Origin of the sequence: Rhodococcus sp. FH8 (assembly GCF_019266085.1) — a bacterium.
Classification (GTDB): Bacteria; Actinomycetota; Actinomycetes; order Mycobacteriales; family Mycobacteriaceae; genus Rhodococcus_F; species Rhodococcus_F qingshengii.
This window is the reverse complement of the sequence record NZ_LPNQ01000080.1, coordinates 333,948-359,120: the sequence shown is the minus strand read 5'-3', so window position 1 is coordinate 359,120 and position 25,173 is coordinate 333,948. Positions and strand designations below refer to the sequence as shown.

Sequence of the window (25,173 nt, the reverse complement as noted above, 5' to 3'; positions counted from 1 at the left end):
TGGAGAAGAACAGCTGGCATCACACGTCGACCCAGTGGCGATCAGATTCGCGCACGGCATGTTTGGAGTACCGCGACGATGCTGAACCGCCGAGAATTCGATCCGGAAGTTGTTCCGCATTGAGAAATTCCATCAATCAGGCAGCTACCGACGGACGCATAACAGTTCCCGAATGACAATCGTCCTCGCGACCTGAAGGCTCACGTCATAGCGGCGGCCAACTGCTGAGACAACGTACCTTTGTTCTCCACCTCGACGGTGTCGCAGCCCTGCCAACGCGCAGTTCTCCGAAGGAGTTCCGCCAACCGCGGCGCAGTGTCGGCGTCCGCGGTGGGTTCGGCCCACGCCGCGCGGACAAGCAGTCGACGGTTCTGACGGTCGTTCTTCAGATCGACTCGGGCGCAGATCTTGTCGTCGATCAACACCGGGAGCACGTAGTATCCGTGAACTCGCTTGTGCGCCGGAGTGTAGATCTCGATCCGGTAGTGAAAGTCGAAGAGCCGCAACGCTCGATCGCGTGCCCACACTACCGGGTCGAAGGGTGACAACAGCGCATCCGCACGGATGGACCTGGGACGCTTCGCTCGCGGATCGATCCACACCTCCCTTGCCTTGCCTCGACGCTCCCAGCCGTCGACGGACACCCGGCGCACGCTGCCGGCGTCTTCGAGTTCCTGCAAGGCCGTTCGTGCTTCTGCGCTGGGCAGACGAAAGTAGTCGGCGATGTCGTCGAGGGTGCCGAGACCGTGTGCCTTCACACCCCGCAGCACCAGTTCGCGTATCGCCTCCGACCGCTCGACGTGTGCGTCGAGTATCTCGGGTGCAAGCATCTGCTCGGCCAGGCCGTAACGACGCTCGAAACCGGCGCGCCCCGCCGAGACCACCTCGCCCCAACGGAACAGCGTCTCGAGCCCGACCTTCACGTCGGACCACCCCCACCACGGACCGCGCCGCGTGTTCGCCTCGTGTTCGATCTCGCTCGCCGCCATCGGACCGTTGTCGCGCAACTCCTGCCGCAACCAATCGAGGAAGACGCGCCGATCGGAAGCCCACCCGTCCTTGTCACTCAACGCTTTGGCGCGAAACTGGTCCATCCGCCAGCGGAACAACGGCCACATGTCCACCGGCAAGAACGTTGCTTCGTGACCCCAGTATTCGAGGTATCCCGAACCGGGGGTGAAGGCAAGCTGATCGAGTCTGGATTTGTCGTATGCGCCCAATCGCGCATAAACGGGTAGGTAGTGACTGCGTTCGAAGACATTGACCGAGTCGATCTGCAGCACCTGCAGCCGGTCCATCACGCCGACCAGATTGCGACGCGTCACCGTCGTGGGATGCGATTTGCCGAATCCCTGAGCGGCAAGCGCTATGCGACGGGCAGCTGCCAGTGACACGACTTCGCTCATAGTGGGCCAGACTACGCACACCCACCGACACGCTTCAGGCGGCCGAAGCCCGACGGCCGAACAGTACTGCCGACATGAACACCTGCAACATGGCCGCGTTCTCTGCGGCAGCGTCGAACTTCATCATGCGGCCGACATCCGGGACCAGGTTGAGCGCAGCGTGAACTACGAACTTCGCCTCTACTGCCGACAGCTCAGGACGAATCTCGCCGAGCACTCGCGCCCATTCGACCACGTAAAGCTTCTGGCGATTCTTCAGATCGCTTCGATGACTCGGCAGAAGGTTGTTCATCTCGGAGAAGTAGACCGACATCAATTCGTGCTGTGCAAACGACAACTCCACGTACATCGCCGACAGTGACCGGAGCACTTGTTCGTGCGAAGTCGCGGAGTCGAAGACCGCTGCCGTCGCCAAGTCCAAGCGATCTGCAGCTCGATAGAACACGGCGCCGAGAAGCTCTGCCTTGCTGGGAAAGTAGCGGTACATACCGGACGCGTTCAAGCCGGCGGCCGCGGCGATCTCTTCGATGCTGACGTCGTGATACCCGCGAGAGTCGAAAAGGCGCACGGCTTCCTGCAAGAGACGTTCACGTTTGTTCGTGGTCACGGTTCGAGGTAACGAGGACTGCTCCAAGCGGCTAGCGGTGATTGCACCCTCACCTTGATCTATCGCCAGACACGCGTCGAGCAGAACCTTCTCCATCGCTCGCTGGGGCAGCAACAGGTTATGGACGGTGATACTGCCGATGACGCTGAACATCGCTGCCACGACAAGGGTCTCGTCCCTCGCCGTCATCGCGGGTTCGGAGCGCGAAAGATACCGGGCTACTCGGCGATTGACCGTACTGGCTTGCGCTCGAACGGATTTCCGATCATCGGTGTCGAGAAACCGGCTCTCCCAACGATAGATTCCGGCCGTACGCCGATTGCGGATCGTCGTTCGTATCACTGCAATCAGATCTTCGCGCAACCGCTGCGCATCGGTTGCCGCAGGCGCAACCGAAACGGCATCGAGGGCACTGGCGAGCGCTCCGGTCAACTCCAGTGCCGCGTGGCGGAACATCGCGTACTTGTTCGGAAAGTGCCGATAGAGCGCCGAACCCGAAATACCGACCGCCGACGCGATGTCGTCGACACTGACAGCAGGATATCCGCGCTCACTGAACGCGATTGCCGCTGCAGCCGCGATCTGCGCCTTGCGGTCCTTCGGTCGCCTCTTGACGGAGTCGGACCTCGGCTGCCGAACAATCCCATTCGACGTCTGCGCGTCGACGAACTGATCGTTCAGGCTCACCGTGTACCCCACTCTCCAGCCCTCACGCACAAAGCACTTCGATCCGCCTGCTCATCAGACGAGAATCAGCATAAGCATGATTCTGAAATCTCGTACACCGATTTCAGCACATCGCGCGTCTAGAGTTTCATACATGCAGGTAACGCTGCCTTTGATCAGAACACACCACTCGCCCTTCGCCACCTCCCCCGTTGCTTCCACCGAGAATCTTCGTTAACAAAACGTTGTCTGTGGCCACCAGCAGTGGGTAGGGTCACCGCTCGAAGCATCCAGCCCGCATCCACGAAGCAATCCGACTGACAGATTCGGAATATTCGTAAACATACACAGGATGTCGATATGAACAGTTCCGATATCTCCACGTCAATGAAGGAAACTCGGTCAACAGGGCTGACAGTTCGACGAGAATTTCGGTTCACATAATGCTTGCTTGGACACATATATGTGTGAGATGCTTCACAGGCAGTTCGCTCGACCGCCAGCGCTCGAACAGTTCGAACTCCGTGCCGAACACTGTTGATCTGCAAAGGAATTCAATTAGATGACGTACGAGCTGCCAGCCGCGAAGGGCCCGGTGCGAGACGTAGCGTTACAGGGGGGCTATCTGATCGGATTCTCGGTTCAGGCACTCTTCGGCCTGTTCACGGCAATCCTGCGCAGACGACTCTCATTGCACGAGACGGTTACTCAGACCCTGTTCATCGGTCGCGTCAGCACCGGCCCGTCGCTGCTTCTCATGATTCCGATCGGTGTATTCATCGCCGTCTCGGTCGGTGAACTGGCCGGCCGGATCGGAGCCGGTGGATATTCCGGAGCTGTCGTAGCTTTCATCATCGTCGGTCAGGCCGCGGCGCTGGTGTGCGCGTTGATGATGGCCGGTGTCGCAGGATCGGCGATCTGCACGGATTTGGGTTCACGAAAGATCCGGGAAGAGATCGACGCGATGGAAGTGATGGGCATCGACGTGATCGAGCGCCTCGTCGCACCGAGATTGGTTGCGGCAGTGATCGTCTCCCTTGCACTATGTTCGATGGTCACCTTCGGCGGTGTGATCGCGTGCTACCTGTACCACATCTACGTCCAGCATCTTCCGGCCGGAACGTTCATGGCAACGTTCAGTCAGTACGGGCGATCTTCCGACTTCGTCATGGCTTTGGTGAAGGCTGCGGTCTTCGGCATCGCTTCGACTTTGGTCGCCACCTTCAAAGGTCTACATGCAAAAGGTGGCCCACGCGGCGTTGCCGACGCAGTCAACGAAGCCGTGGTCATCGCGTTCGCGCTCGTCTTCATCGTGAACACAGTGTTGTCCGCGCTCTACACCGTAATCGTCCCGGCAGTCGGTGAATTCTGATGTCGCTCGTCGATCTCCGTGTTCGAGCACGTCAAGCGAGCAGACCCCTGCGAACCGCGGGCGACGGCCTCGTCTCCCTCGGTCAGCACGTCACTTTCTACGTCCGCACTATCGCATCGATCCCCTTTGCGCTCACCAAGTACCGCAAGCATGTACTCGGTCAGATCAGCGAGGTCAGCTTCGGCACGAATTCCTTGTTGTCCGGCGGCGGCACCATCGGGATCGTCTTCGCGATGTCGCTGGCCGCGGCGATGATGTTGGGCGTCGAGACCCACCGGGGCCTCGAGCTTGTCGGGATGACCTCGCTCTCCGGCATGCTGTCCGCGGTTGCCAACACCCGTGAACTGGCCCCTGTTGTCGTCGCGATCGCGTTGGCCGCCAAGGTCGGAACGGGTTTCACCGCCCAGATCGGGGCCATGCGTATCTCCGACGAAATCGACGCGCTGGACTCGATGGCGATCCGATCGATCCCCTTCCTCGCGGGTACCCGGGTGATCGCTGCCATGATCTGTGTCATCCCGATCTACATGATCGGACTCCTGGCCAGTTACCTCTCGACCCGACTGGTCGTCGTGTTCTTCAACGGCGCATCGGCCGGTACTTACGACTACTTCTTCCATCTGGCGATCTCTCCGCAGGATCTCCTGTACTCGGGTCTCAAGGCCGTGGTGTTCGCCGCTGTTGTCGCGCTGGTTCACTGCGCGTACGGCTACTATGCCTCCGGTGGTCCGGCCGGCGTCGGGCAAGCGGCCGGGCGCGCGCTCCGAACTGCGATCCTCGCGATCGGAATCCTCGACGTACTGATGACTTTCGCGCTGTGGGGCCTCGTGCCCCAGATCCCGGGAATGGGGGTCTGAGCCGTGGACAGACTCACTACACGCACGAAGATCGTGTACGCCCTTCGCGGCGCGATCGCCATAGTCGTAGCCGTCGCCGCCGCCGTGACAATGGTTCTACGCGGTTCGGGAAATCTCGAGCAGAGCACCGACATCTTCGTCGCTGTTCCAGCCACAGCCGGTCTCATCAGCGGTGAAGCTCCGGTTCGGTACCACGGCGTCAACGTCGGCCGAATCGGCGAAATCGAATCAGGAACCGCCGAATCCGTTGTGCAGTTGCAGATTCAGACCGATGACGCGTCGAAGATTCCCGCTGACGTGGTGGCTCGCGTTGTTCCACGCACGTTCTTCGGCGACATCTACATGCAGCTCGTGGACAGTCCGAATGAGCAGGGCCAGACGACTCTGGCGGACGGAGACGAGATCCACATGGACGACGGTCCCGAAGCCGTTGCGCTCTACGACGTGTACACCAAGTTGGTGGGCGTCCTCACTGCGATGCAGCCCGAGAAGTTGCAGACAGCCCTGACTGCGCTGGGCCAGGCGCTCGACGGAAACGGAGCCGAGATCGGTACCACGATAGACAATCTCAGTGCCGCGTCCGGCGTACTGACACCCGCCGCACACCAATTCCTCGAATCGACACCCGAATTCAAGTCGGTCGTCGACGCGTTGGACCGTGCGACCCCCGACATTCTCGATACCTTGGCAGCCGCCACAACTGTCTCGAACGACATGGTCGCCAACAGAGCGAATCTCGAGTCCTCGATCGGCGCGGCCGCAGTCTTCGCCGCTACCGTCGACGATTTTGTCGGGGCGAACAACCGAAACATCATCACTGTGATCGATTCCGCCGGAAAGATACTCGCAACCACCGCGGCCAATCCCGGAGGACTGCGTTCCACCCTCGCGAATGCCAGTACGTTCGGCGCCGCGGGCGCTCGGGTCTTCGCCACCGGAAAGTTCGACATCACAGCAGTTGCCACGTTCGCCGAACCGCTCCCATACACGGGTGATGATTGCCCGCAGTACGGTGACTCGCGCGGAGCACAGTGTTCGGGCTCCAACCTGACGCCTGAACAACCCGTCAGTGCCCCGGTCGTGGGCGGCGTAGCCGAAGCGGCCCCCCTGCGGTACCTCGAAGATCAACTACTGGGCGGATCGCCGGAACCCTCGGATACCCCCAACCCGGCAACAACACTGATGTTGGGGCCGATGGTCAGAGGTAACGAGGTGACCGTCCCGTGAAGGTCCGTCCTGGCCAGGTAATTCGGTTGTCACTCTTCTGTCTCACCGGCGTCGCCTGCGCGTCGTTCGTGGCGAACACGTTGTCGGTCCCGGTTCGCGGAAGCACCGATTCGTACTCGTTCGAGTTCACCGACGTCGAAGGACTCAACCCGGGCAACCCGGTCACCATGTCGGGTGTGCGTATCGGCCGCGTGGACTCGGTTGCGTTCGCCGACAACGGAGGCGGGACGAGCAAGGCGATCGTCGACGTCGAAATCGAGTCGCGATATTCCCTCGAGTCGGATGTCCGTGCCGCCGTGCGCTACGGCGACATGCTCGGTGCTCGATATCTGGCACTGACGCAGGACGACAGCGCAACAACGGTATCCGCACGACAGCTCGAACCAGGTGACACGATACCGCTGGCGCAGACAACACCGCCGATCAACTTGACGGCCCTGATGAACGGGTTCAAACCGTTGTTCGCCGCGCTGCAGCCCGAGCAGGTCAACACGCTCACGCGAAGTTTTGTCGAAACCTTCAACGGCCAGGGCCAGGCAATGACCACCCTGCTCGACCAGATCGCGACCATGAGTTCCGGCCTGGTCGACCGTCAGGACGTCTTCGCGCAACTACTCACGAACATGAACACTCTTCTCACCTCCGTCGACGAGCGTCAACCCGAATTGGTCGGCCTGTTGGACGGTTTGAACGATCTGAGTACTTCCGTCGTCGGGCAGAACGATCAACTGGTCTCGCTCTTGGATCAGGGAAACCGCACTGTCTCGTCGTTGGCTCAGATCATGGCCGGGTCGAACGGTGCATTCGGTCAGACCGTGCAACAACTCGAAAGTGTCACCGGGAGTTGGATTGCGAGCACCGACGAGTTCAACAGACTTCTCGTCAACCTTCCCCAGTTCGCCGACGCCGCCAACCGGATCGGAAGTTACGGAAGTTTCATCAGCCTGTATCTGTGCAATTTCACTCTGAAGGCAGGCGACATGGAAGCCAACATCTTCGGTCCGACACACTCGCCGGTGTGCTCATGATGTTCCTGGTCAAGCTGATCGACGTGTTCGTCGGCATCATGCTCTTCCTGTTCAAAGGGGATCGCCGTCGCAGCGGTAGCGGCACCGCTCTCGCCCTGGGCAGTCTCGGAATCTTCGTTCTGGTGGTGGGACTCGGCGCCGCCTTGGGCATTCCGAAGCTCTGGTACAACGTACGCACGTCGGCATACACAGCCGAGTTAGCCAATGCCAGCGGGCTTTCCGACACCGATCCGGTTTACGTGGCCGGGGTTCCCGCGGGCCGAGTGGATTCGATCGACCTTGCCGGCGACCACGTCGTCGTCAACTTCCGCTTGGACAAGGACCAGCCTTTGGGAAACCAGAGCACGGCGACGGTCAGGCTCAAGACGGTCCTCGGCAAGCGCTACCTGGAGATCGTGCCGGCCGGAGTGGTCGACGACTCCGAGGCGCGGGTCATCCCGCTCTCCCGCACAACCGTGCCGTACAGCCTCGACGACGTCAGCAGTGATGCCACCACTGCGGCAACAGGCGTCGACCTACAGGCGATGGAGTCCATGATGAACACCCTTTCGCAGGTGATTCCCACTGATTCCGATCAGGTGGGCCGGGCTCTGGCCGGAATCAGCGGCGCCTCGGCGGCTTTCGCGCAGAACAGTGAACAGATCGACCAGATTCTCATCATGTCTCGTGAGCTGTCGGACATGGCTGCGGCACAAACCGATTCGATCGTCGGTACTGCGGCCAATGCTCAGACGATCGTTCGAACTCTTGCGATGCGCAAGGACGCACTGACTCAGCTGGTCGACAACCTGACAATCATCATCTCGAAGCTCTCCACCACTTTCGTCGATCGTCAGGACGAGTTCGGAGCCATGACCGACAACCTCGTCGCGGTCACCACCACGCTGAAGAACAACGCAGATCAGATCGACCTGCTGTTGACTCGTCTTCCTTCCGCGCTGCGTTCGGTCACCGATTCAACCGGCACCGGCAATTGGACCGACGTCAACGCGCCGGCGGCCGTGATCCCGGACAATCTGCTCTGCGCGCTCGGCATCATGGAGGGCTGCAAGTGAATACACGAAAAGCCGTCACGGCCATGCTGGTAGTGACCTTGGCGATCGCCCTGCCCGGTTGGTACATATTCGGACGAACAGATCAGTCCAAGACCGTCTACGCCGATTTCAGCTACGTCGGCGGAATCTACGAGGGAAGCAAGGTCACCGTCCTCGGAGTCGGCGTCGGGACGGTCACGTCGGTGGAACCTCGCGGAACTTCTGTTCGAGTAGCGATGTCGATGCCCGACTCCGTGGACCTGCCCGCCGACGCCTCGGCCTATGTCCTCAATCCATCGGTGATCAGCGATCGACACATCGAACTCGGCCCGGCGTACACCGGCGGAGAGACACTGAAAGACGGCGACCAGATTCCGATCGAACGTGCCCACTCCCCCATAGATTTCGACGGCTTGATGGGAAGCGTCAGCACTTTGGCCGACGCATTTGCCGGGGATGGGGGCAATCTCGGCGATCTCGTGAGCCGCGGCGCCGCCGGGTGGCAGGGCCAGGGCGATCAATTCAACACCGCAATTCGCAACCTCAGCACAGCAACCGGAGTTGTCGGCGCTCGGTCGGAAGACATCGGTGCCCTTGTCGACAATCTCAACACTTTGATGAATGCTCTGGACGCACGGCAGGTCAGCCTCGACGAACTTGTCGGCGACCTCGGCGTCCTGGGTGATCAATGGGCGAGCCAGAACATGGACATCTCACAGCCTCTGCAGGATCTGCAGGTGGTCTTCGACCAGTTGAACAGTTTCATGACAACTCACGGCGATGATGTCGGTGCCATAGCCGACAACGTGCGAGTTCTCGGTGACACTCTGGCTGCCAAAGAACCCGGCCTCGCCGAGTTCATGGACCTGGTGCCGTTGATGATGCAGAACCTCTCCCAGACAATCGGTCCTGATCAGCGCGGGCGCATTCGGCTCAACGTCTCGACTGCATTGACTCAGTTCGCGGTGGCGAAACCGCTGTGCGACACCTACAAGTTGCCGATCTGCACCGGAGCCGGGTTCACGAATCCGATTTCCTTCCCCCTCAGCACTTCTGATCCGCTCGGCATCGCCTCCGCGATTTCCGGCGGAGCCGTCCCCGGAGGTGGCAATTGACGCGGCAATCGGTTCGAATAATCGCCGGTATCGTGATCATCGGTGTGGGTTCTGCGGCCGTGCTCGCCTTCGGCGGCTGTAGCGCAGGCATTCAAGACCTACCCCTGGGTCGTTCGGCCGACGGTGACGCGTACAACGTGGCGCTGCAGCTGGCCGGCGCCGACGGCCTGGTGTTGGGAGCAGACGTCCGCAGCGGCCAGAAAGTCATCGGTCGAGTATCCGCGCTGTCAGCCGATGTCGTCGGAGCCGATGTGACTCTGAGTCTGGACGCCGCGACGCCATTGCCCGACAACGTCGAAGCTTCCGTCGAACTCCCGTCCGCACTTGGCAATCCGTTCATCAGACTCTTGGTGCCGGAAGTTCCGTCCGGCTCCACGCTCAGCGACGGAGACACAATTCCGGAGTCTCGCACCGAGATCGGTCCGCAGGTCGAAAGTGCGCTTGCCACCCTCGGCACGGTTCTGACCGGAAGCGGCATCGACCAACTCGATACCGTGGTGCGCGAGCTGAACACCGCGTTTTCCGGGCGCTCCGGTGAAGTTCGTTCTCTGACCGAGACCCTCACCTCGCTCATGGCAGAGGCAAGCAGTCACCGCAGCGAGTTCGACGAGGCCGTCGACCTCGCTGCCCGGGTCTCCTCCCAACTGGCCGGCCAACGCGTAGTTGTCGACAACTACCTCGATTCCGTTCCACAGGTGGTGTCGATTCTCGTGGGACAGAAGGATCAGATTGCGAGCCTGTTGAACTCGACCGTTCAGCTCGCCACCAACGCAAACACCATTCTCGACTCGTCTCCCAACGGCCTCGACGCGATGCTGCACGATGCGTCGACCGTTGTCGGGACTCTGGATTCGTTCAACTCGGAGATCGGCCAGACGCTGACGAACATGAACGGGTTGCTCGAAAACTTCACCGGTGCAGTGCAGGGCGACTACCTCGTTTTCGACGGCGCCCTGGATATTCCGGGAACGATCGACAAGCTCTGGAGCGGCGGTATGGCCGGTCAATCGATCGCACCAGCGGGAACTCTCACCGATCTACTTCAGGGAGGTCTGCGTTGAATCGCCTTGCGCTTGTTCAACTTGTCCTGTTCGCTCTGATCGCTGCTGTGGTCATCCCTTTCGGGATCGTCTACGTGGTCGGCCCTCAGGGTTTCGGGGGTCAAATCCTGCTGCACGCCAACATGTCCGACGCCTTCGGACTGACCAAGGGCACGGTCGTCACGTATCGCGGCGTACAGGTGGGGAAAGTGAGTGAAGTCGAACTCGACGCAGGCACCCGCACGGCTCGGGTGGAACTCTCACTCAACGACAACACCGAGATACCTACCGACAGCGTCGCCAAGGTGACGATGGGGACCGCAGCCGGAATTCAGAATGTCGACATCTACCCCAACACAGACCACGGCCCGTATCTTAGGGACGGCGACGAGATCGCCATGCCCGCGGATCAGCAACCGGTCCAGATGAGCCAGTTGATGCTTCAGGCGTCCGGTGTCTTGGAAGGGATTGATCCACAAGCGATCAGCGACATCGGGACCGAGCTGGGGAATTCGTTCAACGGGCTCGGCCCGAGCTTGGCGACGATGATCGACAACGGTGGGACCATGTCGGCGCAGTTGAACGACCAGTCGGCCGAACTCGCTGCGCTGCTGTCGCGAACCTCCACGTTGGTGGACTCCATGGCGACACAATCGGATTCGTTCGTCCGGGGAATGGCAGCTGCCAAGAACTTCACCGAACAACTCGAATCCAATGCGCCGGTGCTGATCTACCTCACCGATCATTCGCCCGCCGCCCTGAACAGCGCTCAACAGTTGTTCGACAAGTACCACAACACTTTCGGAGCGGTCCTGGCCAATCTCGTCACTGTCGCACCGATCATCTCCGACCGCACAGAGGCCCTGGAAACCGGACTTGTCACGATTCCTGAAGGTCTCGCCAAACTGGCATCCATCGTCAAAGGCGATCGCGCCGACTTTGCCTTGGTTGCGACCCAGGGGCCGGTCTGCAACTACGACACCCCTCGGCGTGAGGTCGGCGATCTGTCTCCCACCAGTCCGAGTCTGGCGATGTACTGTCCCCCCGCCGACGACCTCGTCCAACGCGGAGCACAGAATGCTCCGCGTCCGAACGACCTCGGTTTGCAGAACTCGACCGTCCCGGGCACTCCGATCGGACCGCCCGTCGTCGCAGATCCGATTCTCGTCCCGACCGGAGTCGACGCCCTGAACTACTGGAGATTGATGTTGGAAGGACTGGGAAATGGCACACGGTGACAACGCACTACTCGACGAGACAGAAGCCGAGGTGGCCGAACATCCGACTTCTCCGTCGCTACTTCACCGCCTGAAGGAGCCACGCAACGCACTGATCTCACTAATGGCGGTAGCGCTGGTCGCAGCATTGGCGGTGCTCGGATTCCAGATGTACTCGGCGAATCAGGAAGACACGCTGCGGCAGGAGGCTTTGGACACCGCACGGGATTACTCAACCATCATGTCCTCCTTCGATTATCAGAACCTCGATGTCAACAAGGACACCATCGCCTCGATGTCGACCGACGAGTTTGCCGGCACCTACCGAACGATGGTGGATTCCCTGAGGGAAGTCGTTGCCGGGGGCCAAGGCCAGGCGAGCGCGACGGCGACAGACGTCGGCATCGGATCACTGGACGATTCGTCGGCCAAGGTGCTCGTGTTCGTCGACCAACAAGCCAAGAATGTCGCAGCGCCAGAGGGAAACACACAGAAGTACCGCATGGTCGTGTCCCTGGTCCGCTCGGGCGACCGGTGGCTCGTGAGCAACGTCGAGACCAAGTAACTCACCACACGCGGAGGAAGATCCATGCCCACTCACTACCTGGATTCGGAAAAGTCCGAGTCGTCGCTTCGCACCGATCAGACACGCATCACCATCACGGCCGAGCGTAGACGGTGGGCACGTAAGCCCGCACACATCACCGACGCACTCGATTTCTGGTCGTTCGCCGGAGCCGCTGCCAACGTCATCCTGCAACTCGGTTGGCCCGAGGTGGCGTACGGCGTCATGGAGAGCAAGGTCGAATCGGGTGCTCTGACAGCGCATCCGTGGAAGCGTGCACGAACCACGACGCAGTACCTGACGGTCGCGATCCTGGGTGACGAGGAAGAGCGAAAGGCTTACCGCGAGGCCGTGAACTCGGTGCACCGACATGTGAAGTCGGATTCAAACAGCCCGGTCAAGTACAACGCCTTCAATCGCGAACTCCAATTATGGGTTGCTGCATGCCTGTTCATCGGTTTCGAAGACAGTCATCAGTTGCTGCACGGCAAGATGTCCGAAGAACAGGCGGAGTCGTTCTACAAGTCCGCGTCAACTTTGGGAACGACGCTGCAGGTCACCGAAGAGATGTGGCCGGCCACACGTGCCGACTTCGAGCGCTACTGGAACCTCGGTTGCGAACGCGTCGTCATCGACGAACGCACCAAGCAGTACCTGATCGACTTGGTCAACCTACAGATGATCGCGTGGCCGATACGCCTGGTGTTCCGAAACTTGTTGCGGTTCCTGACGGTCGGATTCCTTCCACCGATCTACCGCGACCAACTCGATCTCGAGTGGACCGAAGACGACCGCCGCCGGTTCGAACACCTCTTCATTTTCGTGTCGTTCGTCCACAGGTTCATCCCACGCTCCGTTCGTCAGGCCGGCAACACCATTCAGATGCGCGACATTCGCCGCCGGATCAAGGCGAGCAAGAATCTCGTCTGAGCCAGCGGCGCGTTATTCGTTGTCAATTCTGCTGCCCTACAGGTAAATCGGGCCGGTCGGTCGACAACAGATCACGGCTGGACATGGGTTCCAGCACGACTGAAAACCGGGTCGAAAAGCCGACAAACCGGGCTGATTGAGTGTCACATTCGCCGCATATCGACGCCGTCGAGGCACGTTTCAGGTGACTTACATCACATTTTATCTCGTTTATGTAACGCCGGGAGAGGTGGCATATCGCCATGCGACCTGGGAAAACACTCTTTGATGCATTTCTGTTGCACAAACATGTGTCGACACGCCGACCCGTGACCAATCCGTAATCATCTCTTATGGTTGGTGACAGCCCGATCAACCGGGCATTACCGAATCGCCACCGCCCGTCCCACCCCGCGGTTCGGACTCGACAACATTCCTAGTGGTGGGAGCGGAGCTGAGACGGTCACCGTCCTCCGTCGGCGGGACTCGAGAGGATTTACCGAAAATGACCAAGACCACCGTTACCCGTGCACTTGCCTCTGTCGCCGCAGCCGGAGCCCTCGCAGCCGGAGCCCTCGGATTGAGCGCAGGCACCGCATCCGCAGCCACCCACGACTGGTCGGGTGTCGCAGAATGCGAATCTTCGGGCAACTGGGCCGCGAACACCGGAAACGGCTACTACGGCGGACTCCAGTTCAGCCAGAGCACGTGGGAGGCCTACGGCGGAGCGGGCAGCGCCGCCAACGCCAGCCAGGCAGAACAGGTCCGCGTTGCTGAAAACGTCCTTGCCGGTCAGGGCGCCGGCGCGTGGCCGGTGTGCGGACAGTACCTCCGCTGACCCCAGTTCGAGTAGTGCGTCACTGCCCGGTGTTCGTCGAGAATTCGACGGGCCCCGGGCAGCGTCGCACTAGCGACCTTCATGCCCCGCCTGATCCGGCCCCTCCGCCGCTGCTGTTGAAAGACATTACGGCGGTACGTGATCCGTCGGGATGACGCGGAGCGAGCGAGGTGTACTGACTCGCCTTCCGATCACGCATCAGCCCTCGGAGAGCCATCCACAATTTTTGGGCCGCCCTCGCCAACCGGTTGTGAGAACTGACCGGCGCAGCCGTAGATGCGTACGGGATGGGGTCCTTACGCACGTAGTGCTCCATAACCCCAGCGTAGCCGTGTTTCGATGCCGAAATGTTCGTTTTCAATCGCTACCTCGCATCCCTCACGGCGACCGAACAAATCGATCCGGCGCACTCGATGGCCCATCCTTGACCAGGCGTGCAAACCGGTCGGGTAAATCGCGTGGCCCGAACACTTCTCGACCACTGTGTGACAAGAGACGGTCAACGCTCCACCACTCGAAGTGCTCGACCAGCTCGGCGGCCAGCGCTTCGCGCCCCAACGACCCACAGGGCTCGAATGCGGTCGCCACCGGCACGAGGAAGTAGTCGTTGATCGCACCACCCCAACCCGGCAATATCGCCGGGTCACGGATCTCCTCATGCCACACATGGGTGGCTGCGCCGTAGTCGCGCAAGCCGATCTCCTCGTCCAATTCGCGCGCGAGCGCCTCGGACGGGGTTTCGTCTCCTTCCAAGCCTCCGCCCGGAGGACACCAGACCGTCAGCCCGCCCCCGGGCGCGATGAATCGGTAAAGCAGAAGACGGGACTGGTCGTCAACGACCAACCCCCTGGCCGAATGCCTCAGACGCATGAGTGCCACTGTAAGTCAGCAGGTCAGGCCATGACGGCCAACTCCGGCAGTCCGGCAACCACAACCGCGAGGTTGTATCCCGACATCCGCAGTTCTCCGTTGTCCCCTGTCCTCGCGTACTCCGCATGCCCGAACGCCCGCTCGTGTTTCACTCCATCCGGGGTGATCCCCTCGGCCGTGGACAACCGATGGAACTCGGTGCGCGTCGGATCGCCACCGAAACGGCCGAACCCCGCGATACTGTCGCCTTCCGCTTTCATGACGTAGACGTGGCGGTCGGCAATACCGAGGTCCGACTCCACCTTGGCTCGCACCCCGGGTGAACCGTAGAACACCACGTCGTCGACCGCTGCGCTTGCCCCGCGTTGCAGCGCAAGAGAAGTCGCGAGGGATCCGTAGGAGTGGCCCAACGCGGTGATATGGACTCCGTCGTTGACCGACGCAGAACGAAGACCGTGAAAAAAGCTGCCCAATGCGTCGGCGGCTATGCCGGCCTTGGACGATCGACTGACGTCGAAGCTGGCCCGACCGATGTCGAACTTTCCCGGCCCGATCACCTGTGGCGCGTCGTATCCGATCCAGGCGATGGTGGCCACGCTTTCCTTTCGGCCGGCCAGTTCGAGCTGCCGCATCGCCTCGGCTCGTAATCGCGTTGCCTCGCCGACCATTCCGCGCATCGAGTCCTTGACGTTGGTGTTCAGTCCGGGAATCGTCACGGAGATGTGATCCGCTGTGTCCGGATCACCGATCGCAATTGCAGCGAAGCCGCGTTCGCCCGAGCGCATGTCCATGAGCAGTAACCGTCGATCAGGTTCGGCGCGAAACAACTCGTCGAGCGCGTCCAGATCCTCGAGTTTGCGTTCGGCGTACCACTGGCCCGCCCCGGTGTTACTCAGTCTGCCGCCGAAGAACTCGCGGTGAAGTTCTTGCGATATTCGGACTGAATCATCTTGCAGCCGTGCTCGTTCCGATTGAATTCGATCGAGGTTGGCCGGGCTGCGAATCGCAGCAGGAATGCCGTCGAGGTTGGCGATCAGGCCTGGTGCATGACGCAACATCTGACGCTGCCGATCAGGGCTGAACGCTCGCCACTCCTCCCCCACACGCACAGCTTTGTCACGGAGGTCGGTGCCGACCTGAGACCGCAGAGACAACGCATGATGAAGATCCGCGCTGACCAGCAGTGCCTCACCGATCAGTTCTCGAACTGCGACCTCGAGCAACTGGGCGTGCACGTGGAGCGGGTGACCGTCGGCGATGGGCGCAACAGCAGAGACGGTCCCATCCTGACGAATATGCAAGTCGTCGGCGACGGCCTCTTTGCGCAGCGTATCCAGCCGTCGACGGATGTCGCGAACGCGGTGAGCGACCAGAACGCCTTCCAACCCAGCAGACAGTTGATCCAAGGCTTCGACGTCCCATACGTCGATATCTGTGAGATCCACTCGGGTCAGGACGAACGAGCAGCGATCCGAGCCTGTACTTCCGGGCGACGCAACGGAGGGACGGTCTGAGGTGGCTGTCTGCGAGGCGGCAACGCACTGAGCAGGCGCGTCGTCGTTTCGGTCACCTCACGCACCGCCTGTTCGAAGGCGTCTCGGTTCGCGTCGGACACCTTGGCTATTCCGCTCACCTTACGTACGTATTGGCGAGAGGCCGCCTCGATCTCCTCCGGCGTAGCAGCGGGCTCGAGTCCACGAAGTTCAGTGATGTTTCGGCACATAATTCGACGATAACCCTGCTCACCGACGCCGTCACGGTTCGATACATCAATGTATCCAAACTGCCACGCAGATCCGGGCATCACGGTAGTTTCAGTGAAATTCCCCCAGTGACTGGAAGTAGCCACTAACTCATGGACTCTGCACTCACCTCCGTCGGCCTACCCGCCGCACTCGCCATCATCATGTTCGGCCTCGGGCTTTCCTTGACGGTCGGAGATTTTGCCCGCGTGGCAAAAGCGCCGAAAGCCGTCTCGATTGCCCTGATCTGTCAGTTGTTGTTGCTCCCGGCCGCGGCCTTCGGTCTGGTCACGTTGTTCGACCTCGACCCACTGCTCGCTGTCGGCATGATGCTCCTCGCCGCATCACCGGGCGGCACCACGGCAAACCTGTTCAGCCATCTGTTCCGCGGCGATGTCGCTCTCAATGTGACACTCACTGCGGTCAATTCGGTGATAGCGGTGGTCACCCTTCCGCTCATCACCAACTTCGCGTTGGGCTACTTCGAACCCGAGGACGCGGACGGCACCCTCGGACTGCAGTTCACGAAGGTACTTCAGGTCTTTGCCGTCGTACTGATTCCTGTCGCCCTCGGAATGTGGGTTCGATTGCGCTCGAGCGCCTTTGCCGAGCGCATGGACAAGCCCGTCCGCATCGGATCCGCGGTGGTTCTGGCACTGGTGATCGTCGGAACGGTTGTTTCCGAGCGCGAGAACATCGCGGACTATCTCGTCGACATCGGCGTCGTCGCTGCCTTGTTCTGCCTATTGAGCCTCTCGATCGGTTACGTCGTTCCCCGGATATTCGGCATCGAGGATCGTCAGGCCATCGCCAGTTCCATGGAAATCGGCATCCACAACAGCACGTTGGCGATCACCATCGCCGTCAGTCTCCTCGACAACGTGCAATTGGCAGTGCCGGCCGCGGTGTACGGCGTTCTGATGTTCCCGCTCGCTGCAGCCTTCGGCGCCGCCATCACCCGAAAGTCACGGACCATGGCCGAAATCGACTAATATCAGGCGGTTTTCGATATAGGTGATCTGGTATCGCCAACCCTACGATCGATACGGACTCAGACCGAAGGGTATCGAAAAAATGCTGACCAACACACCTACCGTGCCGGACGAACGCGTCTGGCAAGAGCTAGTCGACGCACTTACCCGTCGCCAATTCGGCATCGGAGCCGGGATGGCAGCAGTCGCAACTATTCTGTCGTCCTGCAGTTCCAGCGACGGTTCAGGTACCGATGATGACGCTCAAATGCGCACCGTCACCACGCCGTTGGGGACCTACGACATACCTACCAACCCGAAGCGGGTCTTGGCCGTCGACGCCCGAACCGACCTCGAGCTCGCCATTGCCCTGGAACTACCGGTGTTCGGATACAACATCTCGCCCGTCACCAAGTGGGTTCCCGTCGACGGCTCGGCCGAATACCTCAGCGACAAGCCCAATCTGGAGCAGATCCTCGGACTCGCACCCGATCTCATCATCTGCGTCAACGCCGACAACGAGTACTGGCCCGCTGCAAAGCTCCAAGCCATCGCTCCTGTCCTGACGACCGAATCGAAGCAGACGTGGCGGGAGAACCTGACCCGGCTCTCCGATTGGCTGGGCCGAACACCCACCATGGATCGCCTGATCACCGATTACGACGCTCTGATCACCGACATTCGCACTCGACACGCTTCGGCGATCGCGGGCAAAACCGTCGCAAGCTTGTCCTACAGTCCGGACAAGGCCACGATCTACATCGACAGCCTGCCCGTGTCGGAGGAAACGGGTAAGAAGAATCGTCAACCCACCGACATGACGCTCGCCGATATCGGCGGAAGAACATTGAGCACAACCGGTTTCGATAATCAGGGACGACTGAGCATCGAAGAGATGGATCGTCTGCAAGACTGCGACGCGTTCATGGTTTCTGTCACCGACAGCAGTGACACCACCTTCGATCAACTCTCGGACAACAAGTTGTGGCAACGACTTCCGGCTGTGCAGGCCGGGAACGTCACCGTTCTGCAAGGAAGTACGTACTACGGGTCCATCTACACCAACATGTACGTCGCCAAGGGCTGGGACGATCTCTATTCGACGCTCGACTGATCAGCCTTGTCCGTGGAAATGCCGGCCGCTCCCGCGCGGTCGGCTTTTCACGTTTCGAGGTCGATGCCCAACGCTCCGGAGAGGGTCCGCAGACAGATCACTCTCAACTCTTCCTGCGGTATGGAAGGTTGATCGAGCCAGTCGAGGCAGACAGCTCGGACGAACGCGATCCATCCCCGAACTGCAACGGCAGCGAGCTGTCTTCTTTCGCCCTCGAATCCCAGTGCATCGAGGATTCGAATCTGCTGCTGTTCGAGTTCGCGCTCGACAATCGCCCGGATACCGGCCTCGGCCGACAGCGTCCCGACGTTGATGGCGCGCACTCCCCTGCTGTGCGACTTCACGTACGCGAAGTAGGCGTCCAACCCGGCTGCCACCTGTTCGCGCACCGGTAGCGTCGCATCGGGTGCGGTCACCTCGAGCAGGTGCTGCGATTCGCGCTCGACGATTGCGGCGAAGAAGTCTCGCTTGGTCGGAAAATAGTGGTACATCAACCCGCGCGAGACGCCCGCAATCTCGGCGACCTCTTCGATCCACACATCCTCGTACGAGCGATCGGCAAAAAGTTGCGCGCCGATGTCGAGCAACTGCGTGCGCCGCTGCTCTCGGTCCAGGCGTTTTCGTGGTGCGACCATAGGCAAGTCAGATTACTACTTGACACCGATTCAGTAAGGCGTACTTTGCGTACTAGACATCAATTCAGTAAGCGATCTCACCCCGGGGGACACAAAATGAGCGTCGACACCACTCCAGAGGCGACGACCGATGCTCGGATCCCGCATCCGGCGTGGCGCCTGCCGGTCCTCGGGGACGTTCTCGGGATCAATATCCGGACACCGCTGCAGAACTCCGTGAGCATCGGCCGCGAACTCGGCCCGATCTTCGAGAGAAATGTCCTGGGAAATCGCTTCGTCTTCGCCTCGGGCGCGGACATGGTGGCAGAACTGTCCGACGAGTCCCGGTTCGCGAAGCACCTTGCACCTGGAGTCAAAGCACTCCGCGGAATCGGCGGCGACGGCCTGTTCACGGCGTACAACCACGAACCCAACTGGGGCAAGGCGCACAATCTCCTGGCACCGGCGTTCAGCCAGACTGCGATGCGCTCGTACCACCGCACCATGCTCGACGTAGCCGGCGAGTTGGTCGACCATTGGGACAGTCGTGAAAGTGACTCCCCCATCGACGTCTCCGCAGACATGACCAAGCTGACGCTGGAGACCATCGGACGCACTGGATTCAGCTACTCGTTCGACTCCTTCGAACGTGAAGAACAGCATCCGTTCGTCAAGGCAATGGTCGGCGCACTCTCCCATTCGCAGCGCACGACGTTCCTGAAGTCGACCGCCCTCGGGCGAGTGCTCGCACGTCGCGCCGATCAACGTGACGAGGTCCGCAAGGCGTACATGGCCGAGGTTGTGGACGAAGTGATCCGTGCCCGGCGGACAAGTACCGAACCGGGGCCCGAAGATCTTCTCGAACTGATGCTGCGGGCGGCACGCGAGAACGATCCCAACCGTATCGACGAACTGAACATCCGCCATCAGGTCGTGACCTTCCTCGTCGCCGGACACGAAACGACCTCCGGCGCATTGTCGTTCGCGCTGTACTACCTGTCACGAAACCCTGACGTGCTGGCCAAGGCGCAAGCCGAGGTCGACAAGGTATGGGAGGGCGAGGAGCCCGCCTTCGAGAAGATCGCGAAACTTCGATACGTACGACGCGTCCTCGACGAATCATTGCGTCTGTGGCCGACCGCTCCCGCCTACGGGCGCGCGGCGCTCGAAGACACGACGCTCGTCGGCAAGTATCCGATGAAGAAGGGCGATTGGATGCTCGTGCTCATCCCGTCACTTCATCGTGATCCGGTGTGGGGCAACGATCCCGAGGCGTTCGATCCGGATCGCTTCCTGCCTGCCAACATCAAAGCCAGGCCGGCGCACGTGTACAAGCCATTCGGAACGGGTGAACGCGCCTGCATCGGAAGACAATTCGCCATTCACGAAGCGGTCCTCGTGTTGGGCACCATCTTGCAGAAATACACGATCGAGGCCGATCCGGACTACGAGTTGAAGGTAGCCGAACGGCTCACCCTGATGCCCGAAGGCTTCAACTTGACGGTCCGCCGACGCTGACCTCGCAAAACTGCGTCGCGCAACTCGGTTGAACAGTCCCGAATGCGGTAATCCCTGAGGTGGCAGCAGCGAGCACCGGCGCACCCTGGGAGTTCACATGACAAAGAGGCCTGCAGTGGGAATCGTCTTACTCTCGGCGGCATTGGCCACGGGAGCTTGCTCGGCAAGCGTCGGGACGCCGCAAGTGGACAAGTCCGAAGTCGCAAGTCAGATCTCCACTCAACTAGCCGAGAAGATCGGCGAGCCACCCGACGACGTGACGTGTCCGGAGAACCTCGACGCCGAAGTCGGCGCATCGATCACGTGCATCCTGACCGAGCAGGGCACCGAATACGACGTCACAGCTACCGTGACCAGCGTTGACGGTGAAAGTGCGAACTTCGACATCAAGGTTGCGGATGTGCCGAACAACTAACTGCTGTGCGCCTTTATTAACCGCCGGCGGTTAATAAAGGCGCACAGCAAGGCGTCAGAGCCGCTCGATAATCGTCGCGTTCGCGGTGCCGCCACCTTCACAGATGGTCAGCAGGCCATAACGACCGCCGGTGCGCTCGAGTTCGTTGAGCAGGGTTGCCATCAGCTTGGTGCCGGTCGCGCCGAGCGGGTGACCGAGTGCGATCGCGCCGCCGTTGACGTTGACCTTGGCCGGATCTGCGCCGATTTCCTTGATCCAGGCCAGGACGACCGGGGCGAAAGCTTCGTTGATCTCGACGATGTCGATGTCCTCGATGCTCAGGCCGGCCTTCGCGAGAGCATGCTTCGTGGCCGGGATCGGCGCACTGAGCATGAAGATCGGGTCGTCGCCGCGTGCGCTGAGGTGATGAATCCGGGCGCGGGGCTTGAGGTTGTACTTCTCCACCGCTTCCGCCGACGCCAGCAGCAGCGCACTCGCACCGTCGGAGATCTGGCTGGCCACTGCCGCGGTCATGCGTCCGTCTTCGACGAGAACCTTGAGCGTCGCCATCTTTTCGAGGCTGGTCTCGCGGGGTCCTTCGTCGACGGTCGCGTCGCCCATGGCAACGATCTCGTTGTCGAAGCGACCCGCGGCGATTGCAGCCTTGGCGCGCTCATGGCTCTGCAGGGCCCACTTCTCGAGCTCTTCGCGGCTGATGTCCCACTTCTCGGCGATCATTTCGGCGCCCTTGAACTGCGAGACTTCCTGGTCACCGTAGCGCTCGGTCCAACCGACCGAACCCGAAGTCGGCGTGTCGAATCCGTACTGCTGACCGACGATCATCGCTGCCGAGATCGGAATCTGGCTCATGTTCTGAACGCCGCCGGCAACGATCAGATCCGCGGTGCCCGACAGGATGGCCTGAGCGCCGAAGTGCACTGCCTGCTGGCTCGAACCGCACTGACGGTCGACGGTCACCCCGGGAACGTGCTCCGGGAATCCCGCTGCGAGCCAGGACATACGGGCGATGTTGCCGGCCTGGCCGCCGATGGCGTCGACGCAACCGAAGATCACGTCGTCGACGTCACTGGGGTCGATACCGGTGCGCTCGACCAGTGCCTTGACGACGTGCGCACCGAGATCGATGGGGTGCACGCCGGACAGCGCGCCGCCCCTCTTGCCGATCGGTGTGCGAATGGCGTCGACGATGTAAACCTCGGACATAGCGTTAGCTCCTAGTTTCGTTGTGCAGCAATAGTTCTTGAAGTTGATTCAGCAATAGCGTCTGAAGTTGTGGCCGGATCGGAGAGCCCGTCGAGCACGATCGCGAGATATTGAGCCGCGACGGCGTGCGCCGAGAGGGATCCACCCGGGCGGTACCAGCGAACCGCGACCCACACGGTGTCGCGCATGAAGCGGAAGACCAATTCGACGTCGATGTCGGAGCGGAAGGTCCCGTCCGCGACGCCGGCTTCGAGGACGCCGACCCACAGGTCCCGGAATTCGGTGTTGCGCTCGGCCAGGTAAGCGAAGCGCTCGTTCCCGACGAGGTGCTTGACCTCGTCCTGGTAGATCGCCACAGCCGAATGTGAGGCGTCGATGGCCTCGTACGACGTCACGACCAGCGCTTCGAGCGTCGCGCGACTGTCCAACCCCGCCGCGACGATCTCGCGGTATTTTCCGAAGAGTTCGTCGAGGAATTGGTGCAGGATCTCGTCGACCATCGACTCCTTGGAATCGAAATGGTGATACAGGCTGCCGGACAGGATCCCGGCGGCGTCGGCGATGTCGCGGACGGTCGTCGCGCGCACTCCGCGATCGGCGAAGAGCCCCGCCGCGATCTCGAGCAGCTCGTCGCGGCGCCCGGACTTGCCGTTTGATTCGTCGGAATTTCGAGGTGGCGTCATGTATTCAATCCTATCCAGGGCCTTCCCCTGTGCGCGGTCAGCGAGTCCAGGGACTCCTTAACCGCGCACGGGGACGCTAGGCCCTCTGCGAAGAAACGGAGACGATCTCGCCGGTCATGTAAGTGGAGTAATCGCTGGCGAGCATCGCGATGACCGTTGCGATCTCCCAGACCTCCGCGGCGCGGCCGTAGGCCTCACCGGAAGCCAACTGGTCGAGCAGTTCCTCACTGGTGACCTTCGCCAGGAACGCGTGACGCGCAATGGAAGGCGAGACCGCGTTGATACGGACTCCGTACTCCGCTGCTTCGATGGCGCTGCACCGAGTCAGCGCCATGACGCCGGCCTTGGCTGCGGCGTAGTGCGCCTGGGAATGCTGCGCGCGCCAACCGAGAACGGACGCGTTGTTCACCAGAACACCGCCGTGGGGAACGCTCTTGAAGTACCGCAGGGCGGCGCGCGTCGAACGGAAGGTGCTGTTGAGGGTGATGTCGAGAACGCGATCCCACTGATCGTCCGTCATGTCGACGACGGGAGTTTCACCGCCAAGGCCCGCGTTGTTGACGACGATGTCGATACGTCCCAACTTCTCGGCGGCGCCGACGAACAACGCGTCGACCTGCTCGGTGCTCGATACATCGCAGATGATCGATTCGACCTGCTGACCGGGGAATTCGGCCTTCAGCTTCTCCACCGTCTCGCCGAGTCGACGCTCGTGGAAGTCGGAGACGAGAACGTCGCCGCCCTCGAGAAGCACCCTGCGCGCAGTGGAGAAACCGATGCCGGTTCCGGCTGCGGCGGTGATGATCGCCTTCTTGCCCGCGAGCAGTCCGTGGCCCGGGGTTTCCTCCGGCGCAACGGAAAGCGGGGACGCGGCTTTGGTGTCAGACATTAACGGGCCTCTCGGGGAAGACCGAGCACGCGCTCGGAAATGATGTTGCGCTGAATTTCGTTGGAGCCGCCGTAAATCGTGTCGGCGCGGGTGAAGAGGAAGAGGCGTTGCCATTCGTCGAGCTCGAGGTGCTCGGGATCGGTGATGTCCGAGGCATTGCCTTCGGAATCCGCCCACGGTGCAACCAACGACGACGCACCCTGCACGTCCATCGCCAGCTGTCCCAGATCACGATGCCAGTTGGCCCACAACAGTTTTGCGACGGACGCTTCTCCGCCACCGGTTCCGGCGTCGACCGCGTCGAGAGTACGCATCGCGTGGGCGCGCATCACGCGCAGTCCGACCCACGCGCGGGCGATCTTTTCACGAATGTGCGGATCCTGGTCACTGCCATTGGCTTTCGCCAGGTCGACGACGCCTTGGAGCTCGCGGGCAAATCCGATCTGCTGTCCGAGCGTGGATACACCGCGCTCGAAGGTGAGCAGCCCCATCGCGATCTTCCAGCCCTCGCCGGGTTCCCCGACCACCAGATCGGCATCGGTGACGGCGTCGTCGAAGAAGACCTCGTTGAACTCCGATGTGCCGGTGAGCTGCTGAATGGGCCGAACTGTCACACCGGGCTGATCCAGCGGGACCAGCAGGAAGCTCAACCCCTGGTGACGCTTGGAGCCCACCTCGGTGCGGCAGACCACGAAGCACCACTGCGCGACGTGAGCCAGTGAGGTCCACACCTTCTGGCCGTTGATGATCCACTTGCCGTCTTCGAGGCGTGCGGTCGTGGAGACGTTCGCGAGGTCGGAACCGGCGCCGGGCTCGGAGTAGCCCTGCGACCACAGTTCACTGACCGTGTTGATGCCAGGAAGGAATCGGCGCTTCTGCTCGTCGGTGCCGTACGCGATCAGCGTCGGGCCGAGCAGCTCTTCACCGATGTGGCTGACGCGAGCGGGCGCACCGGCCTTCGCGTACTCCTGATGGAAGATGACCTGCTGGGAGATGCTTGCTCCCCGCCCGCCGAACTCCTTCGGCCACCCGAGGCACGTCCACCCCGACGCTGCGAGGTGCTTGTCCCACTCGAGTCGTTGCTCGAAGAACTCGTGCTCACTGCCGGGGCCGCCCTTACCCTTGAGCTGGGCGAATTTGCCCGTCAAGTTCTCGGCCAACCACTGCGCGACCGTGGCCGCAAACTCGTCGTCCGTCATCTGCCCGTCCGGGCTCTCGCTCTGGTCCACATATGTAAGATAACCTACCAAGCACTTGCTAGGTAGCGTGTCAG

At 61.2% G+C, this 25,173-nt stretch carries 24 protein-coding genes and 1 pseudogene; 15 read left to right on the top strand and 10 right to left on the bottom strand.

Features of this window, described 5'->3' with window-relative positions:
* Positions 1 to 200: 200 nt before the first annotated feature.
* Complete coding sequence (locus ATN38_RS28395) at positions 201 to 1,406, bottom strand: winged helix-turn-helix domain-containing protein (protein WP_007734244.1); 1,206 nt, start codon at positions 1,404 to 1,406, stop codon at positions 201 to 203.
* A gap of 34 nt (positions 1,407 to 1,440) precedes the next feature.
* Positions 1,441 to 2,700 (bottom strand): TetR/AcrR family transcriptional regulator, encoded by a 1,260-nt coding sequence (locus ATN38_RS28390; protein WP_007734242.1) that lies wholly within the window; start codon positions 2,698 to 2,700, stop codon positions 1,441 to 1,443.
* Between the two features lie 541 nt (positions 2,701 to 3,241).
* Between ATN38_RS28390 and ATN38_RS28385 the strand changes: the two genes are divergently transcribed.
* The 11 genes and pseudogenes from ATN38_RS28385 to ATN38_RS28335 all read left to right on the top strand — a co-directional run.
* Entirely contained in the window at positions 3,242 to 4,051 is an 810-nt protein-coding gene (locus tag ATN38_RS28385; RefSeq protein ID WP_003945485.1) for an ABC transporter permease, read from the top strand.
* The gene (locus ATN38_RS28380) at positions 4,051 to 4,908 is read left to right on the top strand and encodes an ABC transporter permease (protein ID WP_003945491.1); all 858 of its coding nucleotides are present in this window, start codon (positions 4,051 to 4,053) and stop codon (positions 4,906 to 4,908) included. Before ATN38_RS28385 ends, ATN38_RS28380 begins: the two co-directional genes overlap by 1 nt.
* A gap of 3 nt (positions 4,909 to 4,911) precedes the next feature.
* The gene (locus tag ATN38_RS28375; protein WP_007734237.1) at positions 4,912 to 6,135 is read left to right on the top strand and encodes an MCE family protein; all 1,224 of its coding nucleotides are present in this window, start codon (positions 4,912 to 4,914) and stop codon (positions 6,133 to 6,135) included.
* Positions 6,132 to 7,163: an MCE family protein gene (locus ATN38_RS28370; RefSeq protein ID WP_042449469.1), complete on the top strand. Its 1,032-nt coding sequence runs from the start codon at positions 6,132 to 6,134 to the stop codon at positions 7,161 to 7,163. The genes ATN38_RS28375 and ATN38_RS28370 overlap by 4 nt, the downstream gene beginning before the upstream one ends.
* Complete coding sequence (locus ATN38_RS28365) at positions 7,163 to 8,218, top strand: MCE family protein (protein ID WP_007734231.1); 1,056 nt, start codon at positions 7,163 to 7,165, stop codon at positions 8,216 to 8,218. The genes ATN38_RS28370 and ATN38_RS28365 overlap by 1 nt, the downstream gene beginning before the upstream one ends.
* Positions 8,215 to 9,312, top strand: a complete 1,098-nt coding sequence (locus ATN38_RS28360; RefSeq protein ID WP_003945762.1) for an MCE family protein — start codon at positions 8,215 to 8,217, stop codon at positions 9,310 to 9,312. The genes ATN38_RS28365 and ATN38_RS28360 overlap by 4 nt, the downstream gene beginning before the upstream one ends.
* A complete protein-coding gene (locus ATN38_RS28355) occupies positions 9,309 to 10,373 on the top strand; it encodes an MCE family protein (RefSeq protein WP_054827260.1) in 1,065 nt (354 codons plus the stop codon). Before ATN38_RS28360 ends, ATN38_RS28355 begins: the two co-directional genes overlap by 4 nt.
* Complete coding sequence (locus ATN38_RS28350; protein WP_218749148.1) at positions 10,370 to 11,590, top strand: MlaD family protein; 1,221 nt, start codon at positions 10,370 to 10,372, stop codon at positions 11,588 to 11,590. The genes ATN38_RS28355 and ATN38_RS28350 overlap by 4 nt, the downstream gene beginning before the upstream one ends.
* On the top strand, positions 11,577 to 12,134 hold the full coding sequence (locus ATN38_RS28345; protein WP_047269603.1) for a hypothetical protein: 558 nt from the start codon (positions 11,577 to 11,579) through the stop codon (positions 12,132 to 12,134). The genes ATN38_RS28350 and ATN38_RS28345 overlap by 14 nt, the downstream gene beginning before the upstream one ends.
* Before the next feature lie 24 nt (positions 12,135 to 12,158).
* Positions 12,159 to 13,064 (top strand): oxygenase MpaB family protein, encoded by a 906-nt coding sequence (locus ATN38_RS28340; RefSeq protein ID WP_218749146.1) that lies wholly within the window; start codon positions 12,159 to 12,161, stop codon positions 13,062 to 13,064.
* A gap of 484 nt (positions 13,065 to 13,548) precedes the next feature.
* Positions 13,549 to 13,875: pseudogene (locus ATN38_RS28335) on the top strand (transglycosylase family protein); the annotation flags it as partial.
* A gap of 384 nt (positions 13,876 to 14,259) precedes the next feature.
* On the opposite strand, the gene ATN38_RS28330 reads toward ATN38_RS28335, so the two are convergent.
* The 3 genes from ATN38_RS28330 to ATN38_RS28320 are packed head-to-tail and all read right to left on the bottom strand — an operon-like array spanning position 14,260 to position 16,474.
* Entirely contained in the window at positions 14,260 to 14,751 is a 492-nt protein-coding gene (locus tag ATN38_RS28330; RefSeq protein ID WP_080961083.1) for an NUDIX domain-containing protein, read from the bottom strand.
* Positions 14,752 to 14,774: 23 nt separating this feature from the next.
* Complete coding sequence (locus tag ATN38_RS28325; RefSeq protein ID WP_007734212.1) at positions 14,775 to 16,196, bottom strand: alpha/beta hydrolase; 1,422 nt, start codon at positions 16,194 to 16,196, stop codon at positions 14,775 to 14,777.
* A gap of 5 nt (positions 16,197 to 16,201) precedes the next feature.
* The gene (locus ATN38_RS28320) at positions 16,202 to 16,474 is read right to left on the bottom strand and encodes a DUF2277 domain-containing protein (RefSeq protein WP_003945457.1); all 273 of its coding nucleotides are present in this window, start codon (positions 16,472 to 16,474) and stop codon (positions 16,202 to 16,204) included.
* Between the two features lie 132 nt (positions 16,475 to 16,606).
* Between ATN38_RS28320 and ATN38_RS28315 the strand changes: the two genes are divergently transcribed.
* On the top strand, positions 16,607 to 17,485 hold the full coding sequence (locus tag ATN38_RS28315) for a bile acid:sodium symporter family protein (RefSeq protein ID WP_003945620.1): 879 nt from the start codon (positions 16,607 to 16,609) through the stop codon (positions 17,483 to 17,485).
* An 82-nt stretch (positions 17,486 to 17,567) separates the two neighbouring features.
* A complete protein-coding gene (locus tag ATN38_RS28310; RefSeq protein ID WP_073512099.1) occupies positions 17,568 to 18,578 on the top strand; it encodes an ABC transporter substrate-binding protein in 1,011 nt (336 codons plus the stop codon).
* A 47-nt stretch (positions 18,579 to 18,625) separates the two neighbouring features.
* On the opposite strand, the gene ATN38_RS28305 is transcribed toward ATN38_RS28310, so the two are convergent.
* Positions 18,626 to 19,213: a TetR/AcrR family transcriptional regulator gene (locus ATN38_RS28305; protein WP_003945528.1), complete on the bottom strand. Its 588-nt coding sequence runs from the start codon at positions 19,211 to 19,213 to the stop codon at positions 18,626 to 18,628.
* A gap of 96 nt (positions 19,214 to 19,309) precedes the next feature.
* Between ATN38_RS28305 and ATN38_RS28300 the strand changes: the two genes are divergently transcribed.
* Together ATN38_RS28300 and ATN38_RS28295 are read left to right on the top strand one after the other, a co-directional pair.
* Positions 19,310 to 20,710, top strand: a complete 1,401-nt coding sequence (locus tag ATN38_RS28300) for a cytochrome P450 (protein ID WP_007734205.1) — start codon at positions 19,310 to 19,312, stop codon at positions 20,708 to 20,710.
* A gap of 97 nt (positions 20,711 to 20,807) precedes the next feature.
* Positions 20,808 to 21,125: a DUF4333 domain-containing protein gene (locus tag ATN38_RS28295; protein WP_020906277.1), complete on the top strand. Its 318-nt coding sequence runs from the start codon at positions 20,808 to 20,810 to the stop codon at positions 21,123 to 21,125.
* A gap of 54 nt (positions 21,126 to 21,179) precedes the next feature.
* Here the strand turns inward: ATN38_RS28295 and ATN38_RS28290 are convergent, their stop codons facing one another.
* From ATN38_RS28290 to ATN38_RS28275, 4 genes are all read right to left on the bottom strand, one after another.
* Complete coding sequence (locus ATN38_RS28290; protein ID WP_003945727.1) at positions 21,180 to 22,328, bottom strand: acetyl-CoA C-acetyltransferase; 1,149 nt, start codon at positions 22,326 to 22,328, stop codon at positions 21,180 to 21,182.
* A gap of 11 nt (positions 22,329 to 22,339) precedes the next feature.
* Positions 22,340 to 23,011 carry a TetR/AcrR family transcriptional regulator gene (locus ATN38_RS28285; RefSeq protein ID WP_003945807.1) on the bottom strand — a complete coding sequence of 224 codons (672 nt, stop codon included), beginning with the start codon at positions 23,009 to 23,011 and terminating at the stop codon, positions 22,340 to 22,342.
* 76 nt (positions 23,012 to 23,087) lie between these two features.
* A complete protein-coding gene (locus ATN38_RS28280) occupies positions 23,088 to 23,900 on the bottom strand; it encodes an SDR family oxidoreductase (RefSeq protein ID WP_003945582.1) in 813 nt (270 codons plus the stop codon).
* Positions 23,900 to 25,129: an acyl-CoA dehydrogenase family protein gene (locus ATN38_RS28275; protein ID WP_007734188.1), complete on the bottom strand. Its 1,230-nt coding sequence runs from the start codon at positions 25,127 to 25,129 to the stop codon at positions 23,900 to 23,902. Before ATN38_RS28275 ends, ATN38_RS28280 begins: the two co-directional genes overlap by 1 nt.
* Positions 25,130 to 25,173: the final 44 nt, after the last annotated feature.

Excerpts from the sequence above, each read along its gene's own strand:
- ATN38_RS28280 (WP_003945582.1), bottom strand. The coding sequence starts at position 23,900 with ATGTCTGACACCAAAGCCGCGTCCCCGCTTTCCGTTGCGCCGGAGGAA.
- ATN38_RS28395 (WP_007734244.1), bottom strand. The coding sequence starts at position 1,406 with ATGAGCGAAGTCGTGTCACTGGCAGCTGCCCGTCGCATAGCGCTTGCC.
- ATN38_RS28290 (WP_003945727.1), bottom strand. The coding sequence starts at position 22,328 with ATGTCCGAGGTTTACATCGTCGACGCCATTCGCACACCGATCGGCAAG.
- ATN38_RS28285 (WP_003945807.1), bottom strand. The coding sequence starts at position 23,011 with ATGACGCCACCTCGAAATTCCGACGAATCAAACGGCAAGTCCGGGCGC.
- ATN38_RS28385 (WP_003945485.1), top strand. The coding sequence starts at position 3,242 with ATGACGTACGAGCTGCCAGCCGCGAAGGGCCCGGTGCGAGACGTAGCG.
- ATN38_RS28315 (WP_003945620.1), top strand. The coding sequence starts at position 16,607 with ATGGACTCTGCACTCACCTCCGTCGGCCTACCCGCCGCACTCGCCATC.
- ATN38_RS28380 (WP_003945491.1), top strand. The coding sequence starts at position 4,051 with ATGTCGCTCGTCGATCTCCGTGTTCGAGCACGTCAAGCGAGCAGACCC.
- ATN38_RS28345 (WP_047269603.1), top strand. The coding sequence starts at position 11,577 with ATGGCACACGGTGACAACGCACTACTCGACGAGACAGAAGCCGAGGTG.
- ATN38_RS28320 (WP_003945457.1), bottom strand. The coding sequence starts at position 16,474 with ATGTGCCGAAACATCACTGAACTTCGTGGACTCGAGCCCGCTGCTACG.
- ATN38_RS28305 (WP_003945528.1), bottom strand. The coding sequence starts at position 19,213 with ATGGTCGCACCACGAAAACGCCTGGACCGAGAGCAGCGGCGCACGCAG.
- ATN38_RS28300 (WP_007734205.1), top strand. The coding sequence starts at position 19,310 with ATGAGCGTCGACACCACTCCAGAGGCGACGACCGATGCTCGGATCCCG.
- ATN38_RS28340 (WP_218749146.1), top strand. The coding sequence starts at position 12,159 with ATGCCCACTCACTACCTGGATTCGGAAAAGTCCGAGTCGTCGCTTCGC.
- ATN38_RS28330 (WP_080961083.1), bottom strand. The coding sequence starts at position 14,751 with ATGCGTCTGAGGCATTCGGCCAGGGGGTTGGTCGTTGACGACCAGTCC.
- ATN38_RS28295 (WP_020906277.1), top strand. The coding sequence starts at position 20,808 with ATGACAAAGAGGCCTGCAGTGGGAATCGTCTTACTCTCGGCGGCATTG.
- ATN38_RS28310 (WP_073512099.1), top strand. The coding sequence starts at position 17,568 with ATGCTGACCAACACACCTACCGTGCCGGACGAACGCGTCTGGCAAGAG.
- ATN38_RS28365 (WP_007734231.1), top strand. The coding sequence starts at position 7,163 with ATGTTCCTGGTCAAGCTGATCGACGTGTTCGTCGGCATCATGCTCTTC.